The 25,640-nt window shown below is 59.3% G+C and carries 27 protein-coding genes, 3 pseudogenes and 1 riboswitch; of the genes and pseudogenes, 10 read left to right on the forward strand and 20 right to left on the reverse strand.

What is annotated here, in order from left to right; genetic code table 11:
* Positions 1 to 11: 11 nt before the first annotated feature.
* The gene (locus NKJ01_RS02735; protein ID WP_352726033.1) at positions 12 to 1,010 is read right to left on the reverse strand and encodes an ABC transporter substrate-binding protein; all 999 of its coding nucleotides are present in this window, start codon (positions 1,008 to 1,010) and stop codon (positions 12 to 14) included.
* On the opposite strand from NKJ01_RS02735, the gene NKJ01_RS02740 reads away from it, so the two are divergent.
* Positions 949 to 1,083, forward strand: a complete 135-nt coding sequence (locus NKJ01_RS02740) for a hypothetical protein (protein ID WP_352726050.1) — start codon at positions 949 to 951, stop codon at positions 1,081 to 1,083. The two genes, NKJ01_RS02735 and NKJ01_RS02740, sit on opposite strands and share 62 nt — an antisense overlap.
* Before the next feature lie 684 nt (positions 1,084 to 1,767).
* Here the strand turns inward: NKJ01_RS02740 and ald are convergent.
* From ald to NKJ01_RS02785, 9 genes and pseudogenes are all read right to left on the reverse strand, one after another.
* Positions 1,768 to 2,882, reverse strand: a pseudogene (gene ald, locus NKJ01_RS02745) (alanine dehydrogenase).
* Between the two features lie 283 nt (positions 2,883 to 3,165).
* Entirely contained in the window at positions 3,166 to 3,933 is a 768-nt protein-coding gene (locus NKJ01_RS02750) for a hydroxymethylpyrimidine/phosphomethylpyrimidine kinase (RefSeq protein ID WP_352726035.1), read from the reverse strand.
* Complete coding sequence (locus NKJ01_RS02755; protein ID WP_352725847.1) at positions 3,924 to 4,529, reverse strand: thiamine phosphate synthase; 606 nt, start codon at positions 4,527 to 4,529, stop codon at positions 3,924 to 3,926. The genes NKJ01_RS02750 and NKJ01_RS02755 overlap by 10 nt, the downstream gene beginning before the upstream one ends.
* Positions 4,526 to 5,299 carry a thiazole synthase gene (locus NKJ01_RS02760; protein ID WP_352725849.1) on the reverse strand — a complete coding sequence of 258 codons (774 nt, stop codon included), beginning with the start codon at positions 5,297 to 5,299 and terminating at the stop codon, positions 4,526 to 4,528. The genes NKJ01_RS02755 and NKJ01_RS02760 overlap by 4 nt, the downstream gene beginning before the upstream one ends.
* 3 nt (positions 5,300 to 5,302) lie before the next feature.
* Positions 5,303 to 5,500: a sulfur carrier protein ThiS gene (gene thiS, locus NKJ01_RS02765; RefSeq protein WP_352725851.1), complete on the reverse strand. Its 198-nt coding sequence runs from the start codon at positions 5,498 to 5,500 to the stop codon at positions 5,303 to 5,305.
* Positions 5,469 to 6,470 (reverse strand): glycine oxidase ThiO, encoded by a 1,002-nt coding sequence (gene thiO, locus NKJ01_RS02770; RefSeq protein WP_352725853.1) that lies wholly within the window; start codon positions 6,468 to 6,470, stop codon positions 5,469 to 5,471. The genes thiS and thiO overlap by 32 nt, the downstream gene beginning before the upstream one ends.
* Positions 6,467 to 8,302: a phosphomethylpyrimidine synthase ThiC gene (gene thiC, locus NKJ01_RS02775; protein ID WP_352725855.1), complete on the reverse strand. Its 1,836-nt coding sequence runs from the start codon at positions 8,300 to 8,302 to the stop codon at positions 6,467 to 6,469. The genes thiO and thiC overlap by 4 nt, the downstream gene beginning before the upstream one ends.
* 103 nt (positions 8,303 to 8,405) lie before the next feature.
* Positions 8,406 to 8,522: riboswitch (TPP riboswitch) on the reverse strand.
* A gap of 279 nt (positions 8,523 to 8,801) precedes the next feature.
* Positions 8,802 to 9,539 (reverse strand): 7-carboxy-7-deazaguanine synthase QueE, encoded by a 738-nt coding sequence (queE, locus tag NKJ01_RS02780; RefSeq protein WP_352725857.1) that lies wholly within the window; start codon positions 9,537 to 9,539, stop codon positions 8,802 to 8,804.
* Positions 9,536 to 9,661 (reverse strand): annotated as a pseudogene (locus tag NKJ01_RS02785) (6-pyruvoyl trahydropterin synthase family protein); the annotation flags it as partial. The gene queE and the pseudogene NKJ01_RS02785, both read right to left, overlap by 4 nt.
* 195 nt (positions 9,662 to 9,856) lie before the next feature.
* Between NKJ01_RS02785 and NKJ01_RS02790 the strand changes: the two are divergent.
* A pseudogene (locus NKJ01_RS02790) lies at positions 9,857 to 10,170 on the forward strand (adenosine kinase); the annotation flags it as partial.
* Between the two features lie 1,141 nt (positions 10,171 to 11,311).
* Positions 11,312 to 11,671, forward strand: coding sequence for a helix-turn-helix domain-containing protein (locus tag NKJ01_RS02795; RefSeq protein WP_352725859.1), 360 nt, complete (start codon positions 11,312 to 11,314; stop codon positions 11,669 to 11,671).
* A gap of 54 nt (positions 11,672 to 11,725) precedes the next feature.
* Here the strand turns inward: NKJ01_RS02795 and NKJ01_RS02800 are convergent, their stop codons facing one another.
* Genes NKJ01_RS02800 through NKJ01_RS02825 form a run of 6 tightly spaced genes read right to left on the reverse strand, consistent with a single transcriptional unit; the run spans position 11,726 to position 14,977 of the window.
* The gene (locus NKJ01_RS02800) at positions 11,726 to 12,280 is read right to left on the reverse strand and encodes a hypothetical protein (protein WP_352725861.1); all 555 of its coding nucleotides are present in this window, start codon (positions 12,278 to 12,280) and stop codon (positions 11,726 to 11,728) included.
* A gap of 29 nt (positions 12,281 to 12,309) precedes the next feature.
* Complete coding sequence (locus tag NKJ01_RS02805) at positions 12,310 to 12,678, reverse strand: hypothetical protein (RefSeq protein WP_352725863.1); 369 nt, start codon at positions 12,676 to 12,678, stop codon at positions 12,310 to 12,312.
* A gap of 8 nt (positions 12,679 to 12,686) precedes the next feature.
* Positions 12,687 to 13,016: a hypothetical protein gene (locus tag NKJ01_RS02810; RefSeq protein WP_352725865.1), complete on the reverse strand. Its 330-nt coding sequence runs from the start codon at positions 13,014 to 13,016 to the stop codon at positions 12,687 to 12,689.
* A 1-nt stretch (position 13,017) separates the two neighbouring features.
* Complete coding sequence (locus NKJ01_RS02815; RefSeq protein ID WP_352725867.1) at positions 13,018 to 13,638, reverse strand: thermonuclease family protein; 621 nt, start codon at positions 13,636 to 13,638, stop codon at positions 13,018 to 13,020.
* Positions 13,638 to 14,279: a thermonuclease family protein gene (locus NKJ01_RS02820; protein ID WP_352725869.1), complete on the reverse strand. Its 642-nt coding sequence runs from the start codon at positions 14,277 to 14,279 to the stop codon at positions 13,638 to 13,640. Before NKJ01_RS02820 ends, NKJ01_RS02815 begins: the two co-directional genes overlap by 1 nt.
* A 17-nt stretch (positions 14,280 to 14,296) precedes the next feature.
* Positions 14,297 to 14,977 carry a thermonuclease family protein gene (locus tag NKJ01_RS02825; RefSeq protein ID WP_352725871.1) on the reverse strand — a complete coding sequence of 227 codons (681 nt, stop codon included), beginning with the start codon at positions 14,975 to 14,977 and terminating at the stop codon, positions 14,297 to 14,299.
* A 129-nt stretch (positions 14,978 to 15,106) separates the two neighbouring features.
* Here NKJ01_RS02825 and NKJ01_RS02830 point away from each other — a divergent pair, with 129 nt between their 5' ends.
* Entirely contained in the window at positions 15,107 to 15,505 is a 399-nt protein-coding gene (locus tag NKJ01_RS02830; RefSeq protein ID WP_352725873.1) for a hypothetical protein, read from the forward strand.
* 591 nt (positions 15,506 to 16,096) lie between these two features.
* Here the strand turns inward: NKJ01_RS02830 and NKJ01_RS02835 are convergent.
* The 4 genes from NKJ01_RS02835 to NKJ01_RS02850 form a co-directional block, all read right to left on the reverse strand.
* On the reverse strand, positions 16,097 to 16,336 hold the full coding sequence (locus NKJ01_RS02835) for an anaphase-promoting complex subunit 10 family protein (RefSeq protein ID WP_352725875.1): 240 nt from the start codon (positions 16,334 to 16,336) through the stop codon (positions 16,097 to 16,099).
* A 59-nt stretch (positions 16,337 to 16,395) separates the two neighbouring features.
* A complete protein-coding gene (locus NKJ01_RS02840) occupies positions 16,396 to 16,560 on the reverse strand; it encodes a hypothetical protein (protein ID WP_352725877.1) in 165 nt (54 codons plus the stop codon).
* Between the two features lie 360 nt (positions 16,561 to 16,920).
* On the reverse strand, positions 16,921 to 17,448 hold the full coding sequence (locus NKJ01_RS02845) for a transposase (protein WP_352725879.1): 528 nt from the start codon (positions 17,446 to 17,448) through the stop codon (positions 16,921 to 16,923).
* A gap of 36 nt (positions 17,449 to 17,484) precedes the next feature.
* Positions 17,485 to 17,976 carry a hypothetical protein gene (locus tag NKJ01_RS02850; protein ID WP_352725881.1) on the reverse strand — a complete coding sequence of 164 codons (492 nt, stop codon included), beginning with the start codon at positions 17,974 to 17,976 and terminating at the stop codon, positions 17,485 to 17,487.
* A 716-nt stretch (positions 17,977 to 18,692) separates the two neighbouring features.
* Between NKJ01_RS02850 and NKJ01_RS02855 the strand changes: the two genes are divergently transcribed.
* From NKJ01_RS02855 to NKJ01_RS02880, 6 genes are all read left to right on the forward strand, one after another.
* Positions 18,693 to 19,451: a hypothetical protein gene (locus NKJ01_RS02855; RefSeq protein WP_352725883.1), complete on the forward strand. Its 759-nt coding sequence runs from the start codon at positions 18,693 to 18,695 to the stop codon at positions 19,449 to 19,451.
* A gap of 725 nt (positions 19,452 to 20,176) precedes the next feature.
* Positions 20,177 to 21,250, forward strand: a complete 1,074-nt coding sequence (locus tag NKJ01_RS02860) for a lytic transglycosylase domain-containing protein (RefSeq protein WP_352725885.1) — start codon at positions 20,177 to 20,179, stop codon at positions 21,248 to 21,250.
* The gene (locus tag NKJ01_RS02865; RefSeq protein ID WP_352725887.1) at positions 21,247 to 21,618 is read left to right on the forward strand and encodes a TrbC/VirB2 family protein; all 372 of its coding nucleotides are present in this window, start codon (positions 21,247 to 21,249) and stop codon (positions 21,616 to 21,618) included. The genes NKJ01_RS02860 and NKJ01_RS02865 overlap by 4 nt, the downstream gene beginning before the upstream one ends.
* 3 nt (positions 21,619 to 21,621) lie before the next feature.
* Positions 21,622 to 21,948 (forward strand): VirB3 family type IV secretion system protein, encoded by a 327-nt coding sequence (locus tag NKJ01_RS02870; protein WP_352725889.1) that lies wholly within the window; start codon positions 21,622 to 21,624, stop codon positions 21,946 to 21,948.
* A gap of 3 nt (positions 21,949 to 21,951) precedes the next feature.
* A complete protein-coding gene (locus NKJ01_RS02875) occupies positions 21,952 to 24,456 on the forward strand; it encodes a VirB4 family type IV secretion/conjugal transfer ATPase (RefSeq protein ID WP_352725891.1) in 2,505 nt (834 codons plus the stop codon).
* Complete coding sequence (locus tag NKJ01_RS02880) at positions 24,449 to 25,627, forward strand: lytic transglycosylase domain-containing protein (protein ID WP_352725893.1); 1,179 nt, start codon at positions 24,449 to 24,451, stop codon at positions 25,625 to 25,627. The genes NKJ01_RS02875 and NKJ01_RS02880 overlap by 8 nt, the downstream gene beginning before the upstream one ends.
* Positions 25,628 to 25,640 lie beyond the last annotated feature (13 nt).

Genomic DNA, 25,640 nt, shown 5'->3' on the forward strand with positions numbered 1-25,640 from the left:
GAAGCAGGTCGTCAGGACGCGTTCAGCGCATTTGCGGCGATCGTCTCGAAGCGCCTGTCGAAAAGATCCTCGGCCTGGATACGAGGCTTGTTCAGCTCTTTGGCCAGGAGATCGATCGTCGCTTGCTGGCGCACGATCACATCGTTCCAGTCGGATGGAATGTCGAACCGTCCGTCGGCTTCGACGAGATACTGGCCATCTTCGTGGTTGAGGCCCTGGGTGGCGACGTAATAGCCCTCGATCCACTCTTTCGGGTGCTGCTCTACCCATCGGGCCGCAAGTGCCCAGTAGCGCACATATTCGCCGAGAGCGGCAGCCTTGGCCGGATCGTCGAGCACGGCCTGCGGGGCGTAAAGATGGTCTGGATCATCGCGCAAGCCATGCGGTATGGTGGTGGCGCCGTCCGCCCCATACTGGCGCAGATAGCGCTTGACGAGGACGCCCCAGATCGGTGCGACATCGACTTGCTTGCTGGCAAGTGCCACCGGATAGGCATCGCCTTTGCTGGGCAGTTCGATGAGATTTACATCCTCCTTGTTCAGGCCGGCGGCCTGCAGGACCCTCAGCACCAGCGCGCCTTGCGCCTGACCAGGGCTGAAGGCGATCCGTTTGCCGCGCAAATCCGCGAGCGTCTTGACCTCGACGCCCGGCGCAATGCCGAGTTGATAAATCGGGTGTGAAACCGGATCCCTGCGGAACTTCGCAGCAATGATCTTGACCTTGAGCCCAGTCCAGGTCGCGTGGATGGGCGGAATGTCGGCGACCGATCCGACGTCCAATGCATCGGCGCGAAAAGCTTCGATTGTCTGCGGACCGCCGCTGATGTTGGCCCATTCAACCTTGAAGGGTAGCTGGTCAATCAGACCCGAGAGTTCCAGGGCTCTTTGCGTCTCCGGATCGCCGATACGAAGCACAGTGCCCTCCGGGATTTTGGTCGGCAGTTTACCCGTGTCCGGACTGCCCGCCTCGGCCCTGAAAGCGGAGGAAGAAGCGACCAAGGTTACCGCCAAAGCGGCGACCAATGCACCAAACTTCCTTCTCGAAAACTTCACAGCCAACATCATCGTCTCTCTCTCCAATTGATAAGGCCCAAGCTCATCTGATTATGTCTATCAATTTCGTAGACTATAAAGTACCGGATGCTGTTCTTTGCCGCCGGAAGGAAAAGCTGTTCGCCTGCAATGCTCATTTTGGGCACACGTCGTTCACAAAGCTTCGGACTGCGAAGCAGCACCTCGGCGAGGAACATCCCCACCAAAGCTCATCCAGAAGCTTCATGCCTGGACCGTATCGAGCCGATGCCTGGGGGGCTGTTGACGACAAAGCTGGCACCGGCGCGCCGACCGACCCGAGCTCGCAGATCGGCCGTGAACGCATTGCCACATAGGACCCCGCATGGTGGTATCACAGTGACAGTTCAACTGTGATCATTAGGCGGTCGGCGCCTGTACGACTAGGACACAAATAATGCGGCAGAATCTGACCCGTCGGTGGGGCAGGTTCTCCTGTTCGTCAGTAACGATCGGATAGGGGATCGATTGCACTGACCAGCCAGAGACGCCAAAGCTTGTGCCTCGGGGAGGGGGCTGGAGGGAGTTCGTCAGGCCGGTCTGGTGAGAACGCGATCAGCTTCATCGGCGACCGGCGTCTCGCGCATGAAGCTTCACCGCGGACGTTGGTGGAAACGGGAGAGGAGACAGGTCTGACCGAAAAAGCCCGCCGGAACGAACCGGCGGGCGAGACGGGAGGAAACGGTTGTAACTGGAATCAGGCCGCGAGAACGGCTTTCGGCTCGACCAACTCATAGCCGAGCGCCTCGGCGACCGCACGGTTGGTGATCTTGCCCTTGTGGACATTGAGGCCGTTGCGCAGATGGTGGTCGTCGACCAGCGCCTTCAGGCCCTTGTCGGCGAGCTGCAGACCGTAGTGGAGCGTCGCGTTGTTGAGCGCGTGGGCCGAGGTGACAGGCACCGCGCCGGGCATGTTGGCGACGCAATAATGGATAACCCCGTCGACCTCGTAGGTCGGCTCGGCATGGGTGGTCGCATGCGAGGTCTCGAAGCAGCCGCCCTGATCGATGGCGACGTCGACCAGCACTGAACCCTTCTTCATGCCTGACAGCATTTCGCGCGAAACCAGTTTTGGCGCCGCGGCACCCGGAATCAGCACCGCCCCGACGACGATATCGGCTGAAAAGCATTCTTCTTCGAGCGCTTCGACGGTCGAGTAACGGGTGTGGACGCGGCCGGCGAAGAGGTCGTCAAGCTGACGCAGGCGCGGGATCGAGCGGTCGATGATGGTGACATCGGCGCCAAGCCCCGCCGCCATCCTGGCAGCGTGCAGCCCACGACGCCGCCGCCGAGCACGGCAACCTTGCCGGGCAGCACGCCGGGCACGCCGCCGAGCAGCACGCCGCGGCCGCCGTTGGCCTTCTGAAGCGCCGTGGCGCCGGCCTGGATCGACAGGCGTCCGGCGACTTCAGACATGGGCGCCAGCAGCGGCAGGCCGCCACGATCGTCGGTCACGGTCTCGTAGGCGATCGCCGTCACGCCGGAAGCGAGCAGGCCCTTGGTCTGCTCCGGATCCGGAGCAAGATGAAGATAGGTGTACAGGATCTGGCCTTCGCGAAGCTGCGCCCATTCGGTGGGCTGCGGCTCCTTGACCTTGACGATCATGTCCGACTTGGCAAACACGTCGGCAGCCGTCTTGGCAATCCTGGCACCAGCGGCGCGATAGGCGTTGTCATCGGCGCCGATGCCGGCTCCGGCTCCGGTCTCGATCAGCACTTCATGGCCATGCGCGACATATTCACGGACGGAACCCGGTGTCAGGCCGACGCGGTATTCATGGTTCTTGATTTCCTTGGGGCAGCCGACGCGCATTTTTCTTCTCCTGATCCGCCCTTTTGGGCTCACTCCCTGTCTAGTGTAGTGAACCAGGAATCGTTGCGCAGGTGTTTGCGAATGCGCTTGCGCGGGATCGCGCGTTTCGATAATCGTTGCGAGAAATCGCAGGATTTTCGCACGAGTCACGAAAAATGCCGCTGGACAGGATCGATATCGCCATTCTCGAGGTTTTGCAGAAGGATGGCGGACATCTTGCGCTGCGCGGACATAGCGTGGATATCGTGATTGTGGGGCCACGATTGGATTGACCGAGGCAAAGTCAATTTCGTCCGGCTGCATTCTTTTGGAGCCTCTTGAAAGCAAACAGCTTGCCTTCACGCACGCTGTCTTCAAGTGATCTCGCCTTCGCCAGATGCGCTGCAATCGCGCTGGCCAGCATGCAGCCCGTCCCGCGCATCGATACGGCAAGGCGCGGCATGTCAAAGCGGATTGGTCCTTGATCCAAGCGCAACAGAATATCGGTCGATCGGGGTCCCGCCGCGTGGCCGCCCTTGAGCAGCAGGGCCTGCATCCCGGCCACCAGCAATTTCTGGCCTTGCCACACTGCGCCGTCTTCATCCACCGCTGGCTCTAAGCCAACAAGAAGCGCCAGCTCGATGAGATTGGGTGTGACGAGGCGGCAAAGGGGCATCAGGTCGCGTTTCATGGCGGCGATGGCCCTTGCGTCCAGCAGCGCCCGGCCTGACGTCGAGGCCAGCACCGGGTCGAGTACTGCCGGCACCTGTGGATTTTCGCGTAGCACAGCCGCGACGGCAACGACGACCTCAGCCGTTGCCAGCATGCCGATCTTGATTGCCGCCACCTTGTTGGCCTGCAGCGCAGCGCGCATCTGATTGGCCACAAGATCGGGCTGCGAAGGATGGATTTCCATCACGGCTTCGTGCGTCTGCACCGTTAGCGCGGTGACGGTAAGGCAGGTGCGCACGCCAATGGAAGAGATCGTCTCGATATCGCGTGCAATTCCAGCCCCACCGCTGGAGTCTGATCCGCCGACCACGAGCACATGCGGTTCTCGCCTCAGCGCCATGGCTTTGTCTTTTCGATCCATTCTCGCGTGCGCGCTTCGGGATCGGCATTCAACGTGATGTCGGTGACCACTGCCGCGCTGTCCGCACCAGCCTTGAAGACACCGTCGAGCCGGTCAGGGGTGAGGCCGCCTATGGCGACTAGGGGAATGGGTACCACCCGATGCTTCCACTCGCTGATCCGCTTGAGCCCTTGCGGCGCCCATTTCATCTGCTTCAGGACCGTGGGATGGATGGGGCCGAGCGCGATATAGTCGGGCTCGGCAGCGATGGCCGTTTCCAGTTCTAGATGATCGTGCGTGGAAAGCCCGAGCTTCAATCCGGCGTACTTAATCGCCAGCAGGTCGGCCGCAGCCAAATCCTCTTGGCCGAGATGGACGAAGTCGCAGCCTTCCTCAATGGCGAGCCGCCAATAGTCGTTGACGATCAGTTGGCAACCATGGACCGCGCAGACGCCGTTCGCGCGGCGGATTTCCGTCCGTAGCGTGGCCTCGTCCCTATCCTTGATGCGCAACTGAACCAGCTTGACGCCAAGCGGCACCAGCCGTTCGATCCAGGCGGCGCTGTCGACGATCAGGTAGAACGGATCGAGCTTCATGAAAAAACTGCCCTGCCAATTGTCGGCGTCGACGGCACGGCGACCTCGCGCGGTTCGAGCATTCCCGAGCTGAAAGCTTCGCGACCGGCCTCGACCGCCTTGCCGAATGCTCGCGCCATGCCGATCGGATCGGCCGCCCTGGCGACCGCCGTGTTCAGGAGCACGGCGTCAAAGCCGAGTTCCATGACAGTCGCCGCGTGCGACGGTCGCCCGAGCCCTGCATCCACAATCAGCGAGACCCCAGGGAAATGTCCGCGCATCGAGCGCAGCGCCGTTATGTTGACCGGTCCGAGGGCGGAACCGATCGGCGCGCACCACGGCATCAAGACCTTGCAGCCCGCCGCAAGCAGCCGCTCGGCGACGACAAGGTCGTCGGTGGTATAGGGGAATACAGCAAAACCGTCCTCGCACAGGATGCGGGCGGCTTCTACCAGGCCGAACACATCCGGCTGCAGCGTATGGTGGTTGCCGATCACTTCGAGCTTGATCCAGCTCGTACCGAAGACCTCGCGCGCCATCTTCGCGGTGGTGACCGCTTCCTTGACGGAGTGGCAGCCGGCAGTGTTGGGAAGGATCCTTGTGCCCAGCGAGCGGATCAGCGACCAGAATTTTTCGCCGGCCCTGCCGCCTGCCATCTCACGGCGCAACGAGACGGTCACCACCGCCGTGCCCGAAGCCCTGACTGCATAGGCAAGGATGGCCGGCGAAGGATATTGAGCCGTGCCAAGGAGCAGGCGCGACGGAAGCTCGGTTCCATAAAGCTCCAACATGATCTAGCCTCCCTGCATGGGCGAGAGGATTTCGACCCGGTCGCCATCGCTTAGCTGGAATTCCGCCCGGTTGGCTTTGTGCACGAGGTCGTTGTTGACGGCGGTCGCGAGCCAATCACCCTCATAGTCAAGCGCGGCAAGCAGCCCGGCCAGCGTGGTGGCGGCAACCTCATGCGCTTCGCCGTTGACCATCAGTTTCATGAGCAAGCTCCTTGGTTCTGTCTTGACTGAAAACCAGGTCGGCAGCCTGGCGCGCCATGGCGGGAGCCAGGAGAAAACCGTGACGATAGAGCCCGTTGATCGCGATGATTCCACCGTTCGTTTCGACGCGCGGCAGGTTGTCGGGAAAGGCCGGACGGACGCCGACACCGGTTTCAACGATCTCGGCCTCGCCAAAGGCCGGATGGAGGGCATAGGCGGCACCCAGCAGCTCCATCATCGAACGAGCCGTCACCGGTCCCGTGGACCGGCTCTCAATCATCGTCGCGCCAATCATGAAACGGTGGTCGGTGCGTGGCACCGCATAAAGCGGAAAGCGCGGATGCAGCAGCCTGACCGGGCGCGACAGTGAGATATCAGGTGTGCGCAGGATCAGCATCTCGCCGCGAACGCCGCGCAGCCTGTCATTGGCTGCTGCCATTCCCGTGCAGTCGATCTGACGATCGAACCCGGAAGCACGCCGGACGTCAGCGCAGAAGTGGAATTCGACGCCCATCGCCGCCAGCCTGTCATGAAGTGCCGCCATCGCCTGACGCGGGTCGAGATGGGCTTCGTCGGGGAAGAGCAGTCCGCGGCGGAAGCGGCCGGCGAGGTCGGGCTCGAGCAACACGATTTCATCTTCATTGACACGCCGATGACCCGAGGTGCGGCTGGCGAACCGGTCGAGCTCGCCCGCATCACGCGGCGCGGCCACGACAAGTGTTCCGGCCCGTGTCACGTGACCCGGCAGTACCGCATCCCACCAGTCGGCGGCATCGCGTCCGAGATCCAGCACCGGCTGCTCGGCGCTTTCACGCTCGCACCATGGCGCCAGCATGCCGCCGGCGAACCACGACGCATTGCCGCCAAGGGTATGTGTTATCTCGGCAACGGTCACCGTCGCGCCACGTGTGGCGAGCTCGAAAGCTGCGGTGAGGCCGGCGACACCGGCCCCCTTGACCAGGACCCTCATGATCGCTCACGTGGCTGAGGTATGAGCGGTGCGCCGGTCTCGTCCGCCGGCAGATAGAGATCGCCGCCCTCGCGGTATTTCGCCGCCATCGCCGCCATGCCCTCTTTCTGTGCCTCGGCGCGGATGTCGTGAGAGATACGCATCGAGCAGAATTTCGGTCCGCACATCGAGCAGAAATGTGCCAGCTTGTGCGCCTCCTTGGGCAAGGTCTGGTCGTGGAAGGACCGTGCGGTTTCGGGGTCGAGCGACAGGTTGAACTGGTCCTCCCAGCGGAACTCGAAGCGCGCGCGGGAAAGGGCGTCATCCCTGACTTTCGCCGCCGGGTGGCCCTTCGCCAGGTCGGCCGCGTGCGCTGCGATCTTGTAGGTGATCACGCCGGTCTTGACGTCATCGCGGTCGGGAAGGCCGAGATGCTCCTTGGGCGTGACGTAGCAGAGCATGGCCGTTCCGAACCAGCCGATCATCGCCGCGCCGATGCCGGAAGTGATGTGGTCGTAGCCCGGCGCGATGTCGGTCGTCAGCGGTCCAAGCGTATAGAACGGCGCCTCGCCACAGACGGCGAGCTGCTTGTCCATGTTCGCCTTGATCTTGTGCATCGGCACGTGGCCGGGCCCCTCGATCATCACCTGGCAATCTTTCGCCCAGGCGATCTGCGTCAGCTCGCCGAGCGTTTCCAGCTCGGCGAATTGCGCCGCGTCGTTGGCATCGGCGATCGAGCCGGGACGAAGGCCGTCGCCGAGCGAGAAGGAGACGTCATAAGCGCGGCAGATGTCGCAGATCTCCGCAAAGTGCTCGTAGAGGAAGCTTTCCCGGTGATGGTGCAGGCACCATTTTGCCATGATCGAGCCACCGCGCGAGACGATACCCGTGACCCGGTCAACGGTCAGCGGGATGTAATGCAGCCGCACGCCGGCGTGGATGGTGAAATAGTCAACGCCTTGCTCGGCCTGCTCGATCAACGTGTCGCGGTAGACCTCCCAGGTCAGGTCCTCGGCGATGCCACCAACCTTTTCGAGCGCCTGGTAGAGCGGCACCGTGCCGATCGGCACCGGCGAGTTGCGCAGGATCCATTCGCGGATGTTGTGGATGTTGCGGCCGGTCGACAGGTCCATCACCGTGTCGGCGCCCCAGCGGATCGCCCACACCATTTTTTCGACCTCTTCAGCCATCGACGATCTGACGGCGGAGTTACCGATATTGGCGTTGATCTTGACCAGGAAATTGCGGCCGATGATCATCGGTTCGCTCTCGGGATGATTGATGTTGGCGGGAATGATCGCGCGTCCGCGCGCCACCTCGTGGCGGACGAATTCGGGCGTGACGAAATCGGGGATGGCTGCGCCAAAGCTTTCGCCGTCGCGTTGCAGCGTGCCGCGCAGGATCTCGCGGCCGAGGTTCTCGCGGATGGCGACGAACTCCATCTCGGGCGTGATGATGCCGGCGCGCGCATAGGCAAGCTGCGTCACCGCCTTGCCTGCTTTGGCTTTGAGCGGTCGGTGGCGGATGGGAAATTCCGGCGTCAGGCGTTCGCCCGTCGCGAATCCGTTGTCCTCCGGCCGGACATGGCGGCCGTCACAGTCCTCGACATCGCCGCGCGCCAAGATCCATTCGTGGCGAAGCCGGGCGAGGCCCTTTTCGATGCTGGTTTCGACAGCCGGATCGGTATAGGGGCCCGACGGATCGTAGACGGTAACGGGCGGCTCGCCGGCTGTCGGATGGACGGAGATTTCGCGCATCGGCACTTTGATCTGCGAGTGGATGGTGCCGGGCTTGTGGATCTTCCGCGAGGCGGGCAGCGGTCCCGTCGACACGGCGGGGGTGAGGGCATTCATCGTGAGGCTCCTTTGCTCATGCATTGGAGACCCAGTTCTGTGCCGGAAGGATGAAAAGACGCTTCTGTCGACCTGCCGAAACAGGACCTCGGGCGTGAACTCCCGCAAAGCGCTTGCACCGTCCCTACGCCAGTATGAACTGGATCAGGTTCAACGGGTCACTGCGCCGCGAAAGCCAGCAGTATCTCAGCCCCTTGCCGGGACTCCCCTGGTGAATGCCTCAGGTTGAACGGGCCGGCGCTATTTTGTCAAGCGCATTTGGCCGGCGGTGACGACCGGCGGCTAATCAAAACCGGGCGGAGTGCTCGCGCACGTATCAGAGCAAGTCACGCCTGGAGGAGCGGCGAAGCGCCCACGATAGGCGAGCCATCACGCGGATACCAAAGCTTTTTCAGCACGGCATTTTCGGAGCTAGCCGAAACGGCGTTGCTGTCGCCCAATTGGGTAAGATTGCGTTAGATGTCTGTCTTGCTCGTCATCGGCAATCCTTCCGCGTGAGCTAGACGCCCCGTTTGTTTCCCCACAGCAGAACATGAAGCTGCGGCAGTACAAGCGCCTCGAACCACCTGTCACGGGTCACCTTTTCGACCAGCCATTCCATGCGCTTCATCATACCGGCTATGTCGATGAAATCGTCTTCGTTACCGGGACGCGGCGGCGTGTGATTGCCGGGCTGGAGATAGACGGGCAATTGCGGATAGCGCGCCGCGGCGTCTTTGGCATAGGCATAGTCTTCATCGTCGAAAACGACGAGCTTGAGCGCCATTTGCGGCTTGTCCTGCGCCGCCTCGACGCAGGCGTCGAATGCGGCCCAATCCGTCGTCATTTCACTCGAGGGGGGCTTGGGGCTGAGCACCAGCACGTCGAGATCCGCGAACCATTGCCTGGACACCGAGCCTTGGGTTTCCAATGCAAAGCGGTAGCCCTCACCATGCCCGCGGTCGATCAGCTGGCCAAGCGGCTGGATGGCCGGATTGCCGCCCGACAGCGACACCATCACTGGCTGACCGCCGGAAAGCGCAATGACCTCTCGCCAGACCGCGTCGGCAGACATCATTTCCCAATCATGGCGGAAGCGACTGTCCACCGCATGCAGGCTGTCGCACCAGGTACAGCGATAGTCGCACCCGCCCGTTCTTACGAATACCGTCGGCAAGCCGATCAGCATGCCTTCGCCCTGAATGGTCGGCCCAAAAATCTCGCTCACGCGGATTCCGGGTTCCAACGCGCAAGTCATGGCCGGTATTCCGCCCAGGTTTTCGGTGTCTCGCTCACCCGCACAGCGGAGGTTTCCGGTAGCAGTCTCTTGCACCAGTCGTAGAAGTGGCGGGCCAGACATTCCGCTGTGACACGGTCATGCCACGCTTCGCCGACCTGGCGCAGGAACATGGCTTGTCGACAACGAGGGTGCGCCAAATTATCGAGAGGGCCGATCGGCTCGTGGGCGGCGGCATCCTGACCAAGGCTCAACCGTCCAAGGCCTCGCCTCGATCCGATTTCATGGTCGACTATCCGTATGTGTGGAACTTGGCCGAGAAGCACCGGCTCGGTAGCGCCTACGTCGAGCTCAGGCCGGAGGATGTCGAGGCCGACAAGCGCCGAGGTCACCTATTTCGGGGCTATCTGTGGGACCCGCCGCGCGCCGATCCGGCAGACGGCGAAGCTTGCCCATGCGGCCGGTCGCGAGGTGTCGATGACGCGTCGACCGCTATCGCGACGAGTTCCTGGACCTGATGCGCTCGGGCACGGTCGATATCGCCTTTCCCAACGACCACGAGATCAAATCGCTCTACCAGACCTCTTCCTTCGACGACGCGCTGGCGCGGATTCGCAAGGACTGCAAGATCGCCGCCGTGACCCGCTCGGAAAGCCAAGCAAGTGCCTTTTCGTCCGCTGCACGACCGGGTGGTTGCTTTTGACAAAGCTAAGGCAGGCTCGAAAACTTACGGCCTGAACCCAAACGTGAGTCTGGTGGTCTTCCAAGCGCCGATTTGACCGGTTAGGGTTTGCAGGGGCGCGAACAACCGGATGAACAAACGGAATGCTGCTGGAAAAACTGCAGGCCTGTTGGGGGATGAGCAGCAGCAGCATCTCCCGCAAAAGCAGGCCGTTGCGTTCCCTGCAGGTGGCACGTGATGATTTCGAGGATCGGCGCGAACGACAACGACAAGGCTCCTCGCGCGGTCAATCGCCCTCTCAGTCGCGCAATTTGCAGAGTTGCTCTTGAGACGCGCGCCGGCGAGCTCGAGGAGCGCGTAGGCTATCTCGTCCTCGGTCCAGCCGGATCCCGCTGCGCGATCCGCCAATTCCTGTAAGGCCGGTTCCAAGGCGAGCCGGCATTGAAGGCCGCGGTCCGGATGGTCGACCGGGCAGCTTGGTTCCAGGATCGCAACTCTTGATCGCTTCATTGCAGGCCATGGGCTCTCGCCCCTCTCCTTTTGCCACACCAGGCGCGCCAGCTCACGTGTTGTTGGTGCGCGCCACGGCAACCGCTTCATCTTGTCAACCAGCCACTCCAGCGATCCCGCGCGTTCCAACTCCGCAAAGAAATGATGCGGCGTGACGGTATCGAGTAAGGCGAACAGCAGGTATGTCGGCCGACAGGCGGACCCGGCGACGCACATGGGATTCAACGACGCCGGTCGCATACTGTGTGCCCTTACCGCAGCGTCTTTGGTACGCGCTGCTCGGCTATCACATTCAGGCTTCCGCGTCGAGCCGCCGAATATTCGGGCAAGCGCAAGTAGCCGCACGTTCCATTCAAAATGGTAAAAGATTCTTGTGCATTCGGGTTACCTAAAATAAGGTAACTGCACAAAGTGGTTAGCCGCCTTAGCGTAAGGGATTCGGAAAAAGCTGAACCACTTCAATCAGCTATACCGTGCATCGGGCGGAGGGGCGTGCCACGAACAAGGACTCTTAATTCCCCAATCTTTGGAGTCAGGTTAGCGGCGGCGAGTCAAGAACACACCCCAATCATTCTCGGGCTAAGAAGGTGACAATACGCGCATGCCCCGGTTCAACGGCGAAAACAAAGGCGAAGATACGACCATCAAGGATTTGAAGGAATTGACGTTTCAGGAGCGACTCGTGTTTGGCCTGGAACGGATCAAGGCGCAGCGGGGTTGGAAGAACAAGGATCTCGCTGCGAAGCTTGATTTGACCGAAGGATACATGTCGCAGGTCGTCCGCGGAAAGCGGGACGTCAAGCTGACGATGCTCGATAAAATGACCCGTCAACTCGAGGTTTCGATTTACGATCTGTTCGAGGTCAGCGAGCAGGATCTCCAAGTGCCGACACGGCAGGAGGAAAAGGGGCGAAAGTCAAAAAAAAAGACGACTGAGCGTCATTATGCGCAGCACGCGTGAGCGAGCGTTGCCCGGGTTTGCCCGAGGGCAAGCCTACAGATCGACTTCATCTTATCAATAATTGAGATTGAACCAGAAACGCTGCTTTTGCCCGTGCTCGTTTGGGATGTCGAAATACCATGGGTCGGCGCGACGGGGGCGCGCTGATGAAACTTGCTGGGTGCAGCTATCGCCGTCACGGCCGCCGCCAGTGTTACGATAGGTGATTTGGTCATCACGGCTATTGCCTGTGAACCCGTTGGTAAAACGATGTCTACATACATTGACCATCTTAACGCAGCGATCGGGCTCACTGCGATTGCCGTCGTGGCCGCGCTCACTGTAGCCGACCTTTGTGCCTTCAGGGCATTGCTCATAAATTTCCCGGCCGGGCGTGCCCGCCTTGGCTTCATGGCAAATTGGCCAGCTGAAGCCGGGTTTTGCCATGGCCGCGATCAGTTTTGTCATCGGCGGAACGCAATAGGAAACGCCGTGCCAGGATGGGTTTTGTGATGCTGCGCACAGAAGAACCTGGCAGCCCCACGACGCATCCTGCGCCTGGGCGGGCGCGGCCACCCATAGCGTGCCGGTGGCAATCAATGCAGCGGGAAACAAGCCATAAGATTGCATTTCGTCTCTCCTGTAGAAATTAAAAACGATCAGTTTGCATAGGCCCAAGTGCCATCGATTTTTGCGAATGGAAGCGACTTAGGCATAGACCAGCCGGACGAATCCGAGACTGTGCCGTTGCAAATCACGCCAGGAATTATGGGGTGCTTCTGACATTCGGTTATCCGCATTGAGCTCCCTTTGAAGGTCGTTTTTTGAAGTGCCGCCGTGGCCTCCTCGTCGGTAGGAACTTCCAGCTTCGCTGCTTCGGCCGCTTTTGTCTCAAGCTCAGTGACCTTCGTCTCGAGCTCCGTGATTTTCGTGCTCGTGGTCATGCTGTTGACCTCGTAGCCGGCGCCGAAGCCGACGAGAGCTGCAACTGCGGCGGCGATACCTGCGGAAACGTAAGGATTGGGCATGATGCTTCTCAATATCCTTCAATGCCAAGCCGCTTGAGAATGATAGCGGGATCCTTCTCACAATCCTTCTTCCAATCGGTATGTTTGACGCAGGCATAGGCGTATTGGCTGAGATCGGCAGACGAGAGATCGGCAAGCTTGTTGCCGATCATCTTCCATTGCTGAACGTCCTGCGGGTCGCAACCGGCGCCGCCGGCACCGCAATAGTTGGGATCGCGTTCTTCCACCTGCTTTTGCGTGGGGCCATCTTGTGTGGCGGACTGCGACATTGCTGCGATCGGGGCCGCTGCGAGGAGCAGCGCTCCCGTACCAAGTGCGTATGTGAGCAAACTGTTCATGTTAGCCTCCTTGGGATTCTATAGAGGATGCTGGAATGTCGGGAGTGACCGGAGGGGGCAAGGGGAGACCGGGGTCGAACGTGTCCGGAGCCTGCTCGGGTGCCTTTTTATCCCGCGCCGAAACATAGAGCCATGGCGGAAGGAGATCCTTGGAAGACCAGACCCCGTAACCAAGGCCGCGGGCTTTCCTCTCTATGTCGAAATAGGCCGGGATATGCGGTTCGTTCTGGTAGTTGAACGCATAGCCGATGCCTTCCGCGATTGCGGTGGCTGCCAGATTGGTTTCGCCGACGAAGCAGTGAGCGATGAGATTCTTGTTGGCGTCCCGGCCGACCGGAGCGCAGTTGACGTCCCTTTTGAGGGTCCGGAGGATCATCCATGCCTTGGCAACTTGACCTGCTGGCCATTCAATCTCGTCGCTGACGGCAGTCTGCTCCAGGCGAGGAGCCTCATAGCCGGCAAGGCGGACAATCTGTCCGCGATCCTTGAAGTCGAGCGTCGTGCCGTCGATCACCTGCACTTTACCGTAGATTTGTCGCGGTACGTCGGCCGGCCGGCTCTGCGCCAGTGAATGCGTCGGGAGCCCGGAAAGAAGGGCGAAGGTGATGGCAGCTGATCGCATCATTGTGCTTGTTGCGCTTTCTGTTGCTGCATCAGAACAGAAGCCGGGTGCGGCATATCTGAATAGGCCCATAAACCGACGCGCGCCGAGCGTGCGCTTTCTTCTGCGACCCTGTAGCCTGGAACGATCAGCTGGCCCGCGCCGTCGACGGCGGCAAAGCCCCATCCTTGGGCAATCATATAGGTGGCTAAGTCGTAACCCCGCTTGCCAGTAGTGGTCTGGCAGACGATGACGGCATTGTTCTGGTCGAGATCCTTGACGGTGGTGCAGACTGGTTTGGTATCGCGGATTAGGGCCTGAGCCATGATCAGATTAAGCTCCCCGCAGTCCCGGACGACACCAGAGGAGACGGTGATGTTGCTTCCGCGGAGGCAGGTTTGCAGTCCATATAAGCGATAACGACGTCCGTCGGAGATCCACGTGTCACCGGTCTCGAACTGGGCTGTAGCTGGAAACGGAGTAAAGTTTGATTGCCGAGCGCCCCCGTCTTGCGTCTGAGCCAGCGGTGTCTGATTTGGCGACGCCTGCACTTGAACCACTGGAGGGGAGGGCGTCCCTCTCAAAGATTTTTCGGCAAGAAGCTCTGGCATGACGTACATGCCTGCATAAAGGCCGGAAGCTGCAATCGTGGTAATCAACATGAACAGTCGGATCCGCATCAATTCGTTGAAGGATTGGTTCGATAACGTTCACCGTAAGGGTGCGTGAAATAGGAGTTCCCCCAAATGCCAGCCTTTGACCGCCGCGCGTCATCCTCCGCTTTCGCATACTCCGGAAAGATCGGCTTGCCAGCGCGATCACGGGCGGCAAAGGCAAACCCTTTCCGGATCATGGTTTCAGACAGAGATTGCACCATGTCGTCCTGGGTGAAAAAACACTCAGCAAAGCGGACGGTCGGGTTTCCAGGGCTCTGTCCGACGAAGTGGCAGGGGAAGGCGTCGCCGGCGTCGGCTTTCGCCAGGTCGAGACTGGAGGCCAGCCCCGCTAACGAGACCGTGACACATGACACCTGATTGCCCATGAACTGGACCATTTCAGTTGAAAGGCAGCCCTGGACACCGGCGAGTTTGATAACCGTGCTGTTGGAATCGAGAAACGCATTGCCTGTGAGAGCGCTCACGGGTTTGACCGTCTTCAACGTGAGCTGAGTTGCGATCGAAGACGTGTCAAGCGCTGCCTGTGGCCCAGGGACCAAATCCCGGCCTTGCGCATAGGCGTTCTGGTAATAGGAGACGAATTTCGAGACGGCATCGTCCAGCGCCATGGCTGGCGGGACGAATAGGCTGCTCGCAAGCGCCAGAGAGGAGAGGCGGTGAGGCCGCCAAACAATGTAGCCCATGATTGCAATCGTCACCTGTTGACAGGGCGAAACCTGCACGAAATGATAGTGCAGTGCAAGTATCGGAAATTCTACGTATTGTGATATTCCTGGATTGAGCGCTGGAAAAAAGCGGAGGAGAATAGCGAAATGTCCGCCTTAAAGAAGGCGATCAGACTTCTGATTCTGCCATTCCGGATTGCCTGGATGAGCGTGAAGGTCGTAGGGTTCCTGATTAGCAGTGTGCTCTGCTTGTGGCTCGGCGCCTTCGTGGCTTATTGGGTTGCGCTGACGTTTTCGTACACCTTCCTGCCGGATGCATGGACGGAGGCTATGTGGGCGTGGGCATCAGGTCTTTATGATAGACATCTATGGTTCCGCGTCGCGACGATCGCGCCTTTTGCCCTTCTCGTAGGATTACCCTTCGCCTTTTTGAAGGATGGCCGGACTCCGCAAGAACGGCGGAGAGAAGAAGAAGAGCGGCATCGTCAACTCAATGATGACCTGGCGGCACAGCAGTTTCGGGAAGGGCTTGGTCTGCCACGATAGGCGGTTGGTAGAGTCAATTTGTGTAGCCATTCAGATAGAGGGCGAGGGCCTAGCCGATTAATCCTGCAAGGGCAGCCATGGCGAGGCTCAGAATAGCAAACCAGAATATCCAATCGATCAAGCCGCCCACGTAATCGCGGGCGGCTTCTTTGTGTGCAAGACGATGAATCACGAACAGGAGCGTCTTGATGGGCGCGTACCTTGGGCCTGGATATGGTAATAGGATCAGCAGCAACCGGCGTCTGGTTGTATTTGCCTGAGCCCGCTCCTGGTGACCGTTCTCGCCTATGACGCAATCCGCCACTTTCCTCCCCGCCAGACAGGCAGACCGCGGTTGCGCTCGCGTCCAGTTTCCGGTTACTTGATTCCACCGAACTAGAAGTATCGCCGATGGCAGCACGGAGAGGACCGGTAAGGGGCGCACATTGGTGGGCGTGGCGGCTGTACCCGCCGTCAACGACACATTGCTGGCGTTTCGCATAACCGCATATAGGAAAAGACCCGTTGGCGTTAGACTTCCTAACGCTAACAGGGAAATTGTGAGGAGGAAGGAAATAATGAGCGGGGCGTAATTGTTCATGTTGTACTATTTTAGGAAATGACAGTTGGTTTCTTGCGGACGATAGCGAGATCAAGACCGATCATCTGATCCTCGCGCATACGGGGAACGATGATCGGTTGAATGCAAGTCATCGACTCTGCGAGTTCGGCCATGGAGATTGTGGGCTCGATGCCAAAAGGAGAGGCATCAGAGTCAAACTCATCTTTGTTGTCGTCAGCGAACACAACGGCGCGGCTAGCGAGGAACTGCGACTGTTTGATCTGAAACATAGCCGTCCAATACGGTTCCGTATCCTGGGCGTTGTGCCAGACCAGATGGCGACGGTCTCTCAGCTCGATTTCGAGGGTGTGCAGCGCGCCCGCGCGCCAAGAAGCTGGCGCAATTGCGTTTTCGGCTGATGCTGATGTTCATCGACAGGGTCGACAATGGACACAGGGCCGATGGTCGCATTGAGGGGATCGATGAGGAATCCCGTGTAGCGGACAGGTTTCATTTTGCACTCCAGAATAGCAAAGGGGGCAGGCCCTTCGGCCTGCTCCTGCCTGTCGAAGAGACACGGGGGATGGCGAAAAGCGCCCAGTTACCGGACGGGGTGCGCAACGCGGTTGCACCCTCCGGGTGCGACCGACTTGCTGCATCCGGGTCGGCAACCGGGCGCTTTGCGACGGCAAGGGGGAAGGCCCCCATAGGCGCTAACTTAAGGCACGACAGCTCTCCTTGCTGCGGCGGATTGGCTTTTGCGCCGTCTTGGCGGATCGCAGACATGGCGAATGATTTTGGCGAAGCGTGCGGCGATTTTTCCCGGTCGCAGCACACGCTCAGTATGGCGTTGAGGATCGCAGGACGCAGAAGACTATGCAGCCTCCAAAGGGACAGCGATTGCGCCATGCGCGGTTTCGTCTTCACAGGGGGGAGAGTCGAGAACGTCGTTGACGGCCTCGTCGATCATCAGCGCCAGGATCAGATGGGCCATGAGCCAGCTTCGGGCGAGCCGCTCATCGCGTGCGGGAAGCTTGTGGATGCCCATTCCGCTCTTGAGCCGCTTGAAGGCGAGTTCGACCTGCCAGCGCAGGCGATAGGTTTGCAGAACCTCCTCGGCCGTCATCGCGTCGGCCGGGATCGACGTCAGCAGCATGACGAAGCCTGCCGCAGTGACGGTCATCGACTGCAGTGTCTGGTTGTTGCGGCGTCGCTGATGACCCCGCCTTGCCGCTTTCTCTGACTTTTCGGTGGCCTTCGCATCCTTGCGCCTGACGATGAGCCTTGCCCGCAAGAGCGGCTTGCCTCGGCCCTTGCCTTTGCGGCCCGAATGCTCCACGAGCACGTCCATCTCGCAAATCTCGCCGGGCTGCATGGGCGCGTAGATGGCGTTCCAGTCCACCAGTTGGCCGTCGAGCGTGGTCAGCCGAACACTGGTTCAGCCCGTGCGCACGATGAAGTCGGCGCCCGCCAACGCCACCTTTTCAAGAGATGGGGCACGGGCGTAGGCGCGGTCGCCAACAACGATGTCGCCTTGGCGAAGCGGAACGCGAGAGAAGCTCTCACCACCGTGGACGTCGCTGATCTCCAGATGCGTGAAGCGCGCAAGCGCAGGTTCGTAGGTGGCATGCAACCGCCAGTCCGTGCCGGCACTGCCGGGACGCGAGATCGAACTGCCGTCGGCAATGCGCAGCCGACGCCCCTTCGGTACGGTGCTTTTGGCACAAGCGTCTTCGAGCAAGGCGCCTGCGATGCAGCCGAGCCAATCGGCAGCTCCGCGCAAGCGCTTCAAAAGAGCAACATCCGAAAGGCTCGCAATATCGTTCACCCCGGCCCAGGCGGCAGCCGAGCGCAGGCTCATCCCACCGGGGCCATAAGCCAACGCTAGGCGCAGCAGCGTTGCTGCGTCCGCAACATTGCGACGACGCACGAGCGCTTCTGTCGCCCGCGCCGTCGCGTCAAGATCAATGGATTGCGACAGCCTCGATATCAGAGCCTGCCAATCGGATTCGATGGAATCATTCGTTCGCATCTGGCCGAGGACTCACATCTCGACTCGACCAGTCTACCCCTAAGTTAGCGCCTATGGGGAAGGCCCCCTTGGGTCGCGTTCTCAGTCGGGCGGAGACGCATAAAGTCGCTAACGGGAAGAAGCTATAGGACATAAGCACTATGGCCGGAGGAAATGCGGGAAACACTTTGCTGCTGAAAGTGAATCTGGTGCTCATCGAGCTTGTGGTTCGTCGGTTTTGATCCGTTTGAAGCTTGAGTTTTCAAATATACGCCGGTAGAAAATTACACTGCAGTGATATGTTTTTGAGCCGAAGCGGTTTTGATGGAGCAGGACGACAGGCAGTCATCAGGGGACGAATCCGAGGGTGGTACGGAGAAAAGCTGGCAAATCAGCGCCAATGGCGTTGCCAGAGATTCTTGATTTAGCCAGCGCTTGGTTGAATGCCGGCGGAGGGGATCCGGTCGTGGGATTGCTTCTCATGAGCGAACGCCTGTTGACGTGGCGGACTGTCTCGTCGGTTGGAATGACGAGAGGTGCGCTGAGCGTGTTTCCGGAGCCAGCGGGGGCCGATGACGAAGGCGAGTGATGCACGGTCAGGCGGGGACAGCTCTGTGACGCAGCATGATAGGTCGTTGCTGACCAGTGAATGGTACGTGGTTCCGATCTCGGTCGATTGCGCCGGATGTGGTGCACAGACGCGTTCGGCCGGGATTATCGTCGGGCCGTCCAGTTTCACCAATGCCGCCGATTTCGACCTTGATAGTGATGTCTTCGAGAAACCATGGGACCCATTGGAGGCGTTCGGTCTGGTGGAAAAACTTGGAGGGCGAACGGAGAATGTCGAGCGCTTTGTTGTGAAGCGCTATCACAGTGCGTTCGCAATGCAGGAGGGCGGTCTGAAGGCTGTGTGCGAGCATTGCAGCGACAGTTTGCCCGGGGCGCTGATCCGGGTCGCTGCGATGGACAGCTTTGTTCGCCTCGGACAGCGGAGGCTCCTCAAAAACGAGCGGCTGATGTTCTTCTCGTCCAACGTTGTTCTGACGCAGTTTCATGGCGGCACGTGGATTCAGGAGAGCGGGATCGAGGGCGGTGGCTATTCGCTCTTACTTCTATGTGACGCTGAAGATGCGAGTGGCGGGGAAGGCGTGGTCGAGTTGTGGCACAGCGTCGAGCGCAACGACTACGCTGTTGTTATCAAGGGGCGGGGCGATCGCGAGATGCTGCGCCGTGGCTTCAGCGATGATCTGGAACAGGTTGTGGCTGATGTGACGGGGTTGGGGCTCGTGTTGACCCAATTACATCTGGCGCAAGACGAATCGCCGTATTGCGAGCTTGCCCGGAGTTTATTTCTCAGCGCGTTGAGCCGCGCGGGGTATCAGCAAGATGAATAGGGAGTGCTATTCCGTTGATTATTAGAAAGACTCTCATCGGCGGGGTTGGAGCGGCACTGTTTTTGGCAGGTTGCGCAAGCGGGGTTCAGCATATGCGGCCACTGCCAGTTGCACCTTACGCCTATCTTCGGCTCGATTCCTGCAAGGCCTATGGCAGCAATATTATTGAATGCCAGTTGGAATACGGGAGCGGTTATGGATGGCAGCGCCTGGGGCCTGTGCAGCAAAAGTCGCGGCCGTATGTGGCGAGCAGCGGGGATTATCAGTACCAGGTGTCGTCGTGTTTCCCGATGCAAAGAGTGCAGCGGCAACTGCCGATTTATCTGTGCAAAATTCATGGAGTTCGGTCGGGCGCGGACGCGGGATCGGTGTTCATAAAGGGAGGGACTGCCGTGCGTCTGGCAAAGGTCCTAGGGGACCGCGAGCAGCTTCGATATCGTTGGCAACCGGACGTCTGGTCACGCTTACGGGGCTGAATCTATTAGAAGATTAGAATGTTGGCATTGACCAGCCTAGTGCATTAGAGCATAGGGGTACGAAGGATCTCGTTGATTTTTGGCTTGGAATGAGATTCAAATTGTTCTACTACACTATAAGAACTTACGGTAGCACAGTCGATGGGTCGCAACTCATTAGTGCATGTGGAAGGATCCGGCAAAGGATGGTCGCGGCGCACCAAGCTGGCTGCCGCCACGTCAGCTTTTGTCCTGACAAGCCTCGCCGCAGTGTCGAATATCGGCGAGTCGGCATCGGCAGCACGCCAGAGCGATGAGCCTTTAAAGCCGGTTAAGGCGACTGCCTACCAGCCGATGAAGGTGACGATCTCCCCGGAGGAAGCCGGGCCTAGCTCTCTCGGAAAGGTTGCACGGGCCGACGATATAACGGCTATTCCGCTTGAGGGAGATCGCTTTAGTGAGCGATTTGGCGAGGGGTGGAGTAGCGTCGATATAGTTAACAATACTGCGCCAGCTAAAGAGGCGCCTGAGGCGGTTGATGGCAGCATGGTCGTTGCCTATGCACCGGAAGCTGAACCGGCGCTTGGGCGTGAGCAGGCCGTGCGCTCCTCCATAGAGGTCTTCTCATATGGGGGGTTGCAAGAGGAAATGGCGAACGGGCCATCCGTTGACGAAGCCACCGTGCTGAAAGACGCCGTGACTTCATCATGGAAGGAGCCAAGGCCGGATTTGCTGGAGGGCGTTCCGGCCGAGTACGCAAAATTGGTGACGACGATATCCGCGGAAGAGGGCGTCGATCCGAATTTGATGTTGTCGATCATGCGGGTTGAGAATGTCGGGTTCGATCCGCAGGCTGTCAGCTCCGCAGGTGCGATTGGGCTTATGCAGGTCATGCCTAAGGTTGGAGAGGCCTTTGGCGCAACGGACCTCACGGAGCCCTCTGAGAATATACGAGTGGGAGCGCGGTTTCTTCGCGTTCTCGTCGAAAAGTACCGAAACCTCGTGCTGATCGCGTCAGCCTATAACGCCGGTGAGCCAAGGGTGGATGTCCGTCGGTCTCTGCCGTTGATCCAGGAAACGGCGGATTACGCAACGCGCGTGGTGGGGCTCTACACGAATATGAGCTCAACCGACGAGGTTTTTACGATCCGTCGCGGTGCCAGCGCTGCGCCGACGGCAAAGAAAGCGGGTGGAAGATCGGGACGGGCAGAGCGGGCGAAGTCGCCAATGCTCGTCTTTTCGGTTGGTAGCACGGGCGATGCAAGCGGCCGTGTGGAACAGGAGAGTGGACAGGTTCCCGTCAGTGGCCCTGTGAAGATCAAAAAGGAAGAGGTGCATCAATGAATATGATTGTGGGGACGTTGCAGGCGCTTGCCGTATATGGCCGGTCCACCTGGTATTCGGCCAAGGGACGCAAGTGGATGGTCAACGGCGCGATGCTTGCCGTATCAAGCATGGTCCTGCTGGTAAGCCAATTCGAGCCGGCAGTTGCGCAGAACCTTGATGCTTTGCAACAGGCGGCGGATCGTCTGGTGCAGTTCTTTGTTGGTCCGTTTGGCCGTTCGGTCGGCGCGATCGCTTTCATCGGCATGTTCCTTGCGGCCGCATTCGGGTACTGGAACTGGGGCGCGCTCCTTCGCGTTGCAGGCTGTCTTGCTGGCATGTTTGCTGCCGCTGAATTGGTCGATTTCCTTGCAGGTGGCGGCAACTGATCCATGGCGGCTGGGAGCAACAGCTATGGCGGGGAAGACGAATATATAGAGTCTTACCCCGTCATTTTGGCACTGACCCGACCGCCGACGGTGATGGGCATTCCGTATACGTATTTTCTTGTGGAATGCTTCATCTCGCTGATGGTTTTCATGATCCTGGGTTCCATTTTATGGTTCCCGGTTTCTTTCATTGTCTGCCACAGCATTCTGTATGTGCTGACAGTGAAGCTCGATCTTTGGTTTTTTGACATTGTCGGTCGTCTCAGCATGTGCGGCGTGAACCCATTGGGCCGCAAGCTTGGGGGCGGCGTTCGGACCTACGGGGTTTGATCGATGAATACGATGGCGCGTTCCTTGAAGGGATCCTTGACAAAGGGTTGGGAGATCTTCGCCGACAAGAGCATCTCCACCCACATCCCCTTCTACGTGCCGATTGAAAACGGCATCATTCGGCTGAAAAATGACTGCCTCGTCTCGACGATCCGGCTGAACGGTTTTTCGTTCGAGACCGCTGATATCGAGACGATCAACATGCTTCAGCGGCAACGCAATTCAGCGTTCCGCGCGATCTCGTCGATTGGAAATTTTTCACTCTACACGCATGTCATTCGACACAAGGTTGCGCCGTCGTTGCCTTCGAATTTTGCCGATCCGTTTATGAAAAGGATGGACGACGTCTATCAGGCGAGCATTTCGAAGAACGAAATGTTTGTGAACGACACCTATGTATCGTTAGTCGTGCGTCCTTTCTTCAAGAAGGGATCTGCGCTTTCGCGCGTCATGGGCGTGGGCGGCAATGTCGTTCGGAAAGAGCAGTTCCGTCTGATGCGGGACAAGCTCGTCGAGACCACACGCGCGATAGAGAAGTCATTGGATGCCTATGGGCCGAAGGTGCTGCACGACGTGCAGCGCGTCGAGGTCGATCTTGGCAACGGCAAGCGGATTTACCGCGATATCTCCGAGGACATGGTTCTTGAAGAGGACGCGAGGAAGGTTTGGTTCTCGGAGCAGTGCGAGTTCTTCTACACACTGGTGAACGGCGGTCGGGTAAGGCCGATCCGCCTGGGCAACATTCCGATTGATGAATTGCTGCCCGCACGGCGCACATCGATCGGCAATCGCATAATTCATCTGCAGGGCGACACGCCCGAAGATGATCGGTACGCCGGTATAGTCTCGCTTAAGGAGTATCCTCCGGAGACTGGCGCGGGCATGCTCGATTACATCTTGAAGCTGCCCTTCGAGATGGTTGTCACACAGTCGATGTCGTTCGTCGACGACATGGCCGCACGCAACCGGATTGAGCGGTTGGACCGGCAGCTCTCGAAGGCGGATGAGGGCGGGTCCAGTGTGCAGGCAAATCTCGATATCGCCCGTGATGAGTTGGCCCGAAAGCGGGTGGCTTTTGCTGAACATCATTTGACGGTCATGCCGATCGCGAAGACCACGGCGCAACTTGACGATGCCGTTGCACTTGTCGGTAACGAGTTGGGCGCCCTTGGCGCTTCTTACGTGCGAGAGGATCTCAATGCCGAACCGGCCTATTGGGCTCAGCTCCCGGGCAATCAGGCCTATATCGCGCGGCGGGCGTTGATCTCCACGCTCAATTTTGCCGGATTGAGCAGCTTCCACGCCTATCCTTATGGCAAGCCGGACGGTAATCACTGGGGGCCGGCAATCACGATCTTCGAAACGACATCAGGCACGCCGTTCTTCTTCAACTTCCATCAGGGCGATGTCGGGCACACCACCGTGTTCGGTCCTACCGGTTCCGGTAAGACGGTGATCATGGCGTTCATGATCCTGCAAGCCTACCGGGTCAATCCACGGCTCAAGACTGTGGTGTTCGACAAAGATCGCGGTCTTGACATTATGGTCCGCGCTGCCGGCGGGACGTATCTGACGTTGGAACCAGGTGAGCCGTCGGGCTGGAACCCGCTTCTTCTGAAGGATACGGAGGGGAACCGGGTGTTTCTATACCGGCTTTTGAGCTTCATGCTCAAGCCGGCGAAGGAGGGCGAAAACCTCACGCCCCAGGAAGAGTCCATCATCCGCAATGCCATCAAGTCGGTCTTGAAGACCAAGGATAAGTCTTATCGGCGGTTGTCGTCGCTGCGCGCTCTGCTGGCTGGTAGCGAGCGCACCGAAGGAAGCCTTATTGCCCGGCTGGACAAGTGGGTTGACCAAGGCCCGTATGCCTGGCTCTTCGACAATGCGGAGGACAATCTGGACGTCACGAAGCCGATGATCGGGTTCGACATGACGTCAATCCTTGATGACCCGACGGTCCGCACGGCAGCGCTTTTGTACATGTTCCATCGGCTGGATGCCATTTATGACGGCAAATCGCCGATCATCAACCTTATGGACGAGGCTTGGAAGCTGCTCGACGACGATGAATTCAAGCGCACGATGAAGGACTACTTCAAGACCATCCGTAAGCGGAATGGTCTTGTCATCTTCGGAACACAGTCGGCCGACGACGTCGTACGGTCGAGCGTGAGCCGGACCATTATCGAGCAGACATCCACCAACATTTTCTTCGCAAACCCAAAGGCTGACGAAAGCTCCTACATGAACCAATTCGGCCTTTCTCAGGCCGAATTTGATTGGGTGAAGAACGGCGATCCAAAGTCGCGATTCATGCTTATCAAGCACGCGAAAGACAGCGTGATCGCCCGAGTGGATATGTCTCACATGCTGGAATTCATCAAGGTTCTGTCGGGTCGCGAGGAAACCGTGCGCGAGGTCGAGATTCTTCGCGACGAATATGGAGACGATCCGAAGAACTGGCTGTCGAAATTCTGTGACTGGAATGATGGAGAAGGGGATGAATAGCGCAATGTCACCGAACAGGGCACTGGCCGTTGCGTTGGCAATGGCTACTGCATTGTCGTCCTCGGCCGCGCTGGCGCAGGTCCCAGTTATCGACGGCGCGCGAGTAAAAATCCAGACGCAGACGATGGGCTGGTATACGACCTATGAGGCCGACACCAAGAAGGTGAAGGGCGCATCAGGTGGCACGACTGACAGCTTTGCCCCAGGGCAGGGATCTGGATCGCCAACGGACTGCTCGGCAGAAGGCATGTCGGGCGATACGACACAGGCGCCAGCGGCAAAGCGCACGCACAGTCAGCAAGAGATTGCGCGCATGGTGGAAGAGGAAGCCATCCGTCAGGGTGTCGATCCCAATTTTGCGATGGCGATTGCCGAACAGGAATCACGGTTCAGGCAATCTGCTCGGTCCGGTGTAGGCGCCATTGGCGTGATGCAGCTGATGCCAGGGACGGCCGCAGAGTTGGGCGTCAATCCGTACGATACGCGAGACAACATCCGCGGCGGCGTGAAGTACATCAAAAGCCTGCAGGGCATGTTCGGCAACCGTACCGATCTTGTGGCCGCTGGCTACAATGCCGGGCCACATCGTCAGTCGCTCCGGAATGGCAGGGTCCCGAACATTCCTGAAACCCAAGACTACGTCAAAAAGGTCTCCGGCTACTACAATCGAAACAAAGCGCAGAACGGCGATCGGACACCCCAGGGTGGAAGCACGCCCGACCCGGAGACCGTTGGCTATAATCAGGGATGCGGAGAGCAGCTGAAAAAGGCGCTCGACCGGAACACCGAAGCGCGCGTCGAACGGGCCAAGATCTGGAACGAGTTCGTTGAGAAATCGACGGAGTCAAACCAACATTACCTGCAGCGCTTGCAGGACGGATTGACTGCTGCATCGGCGGGGTTGCGATCGAGTGGGGCGGGAAGTGACAGGGGATTTGGCGATGGATCCCTTGTGATGCCGCAAGTGCAGTGCCCTCCTACGGTGTTCGATACCGGAGGAACGCGCTGCTATGCCGTCCCGTCGACAGCATCAACAAAGGACATTCAGGGCTGGTTGACCAGTCTGCAGGAGCAAGCGCGTTTGAAGGGGGAGGCGGCAACCTTCTCGGCGATGGAAGATCCCACGTCGGGGCTTTTAACGGTGGTCGATAACCGGCCGATAGCGCAGTAGCAGTTGGAAAAGA

The organism is Mesorhizobium sp. M0276 (genome assembly GCF_040321755.1).
In the GTDB taxonomy this organism is placed as follows: domain Bacteria; phylum Pseudomonadota; class Alphaproteobacteria; order Rhizobiales; family Rhizobiaceae; genus Mesorhizobium.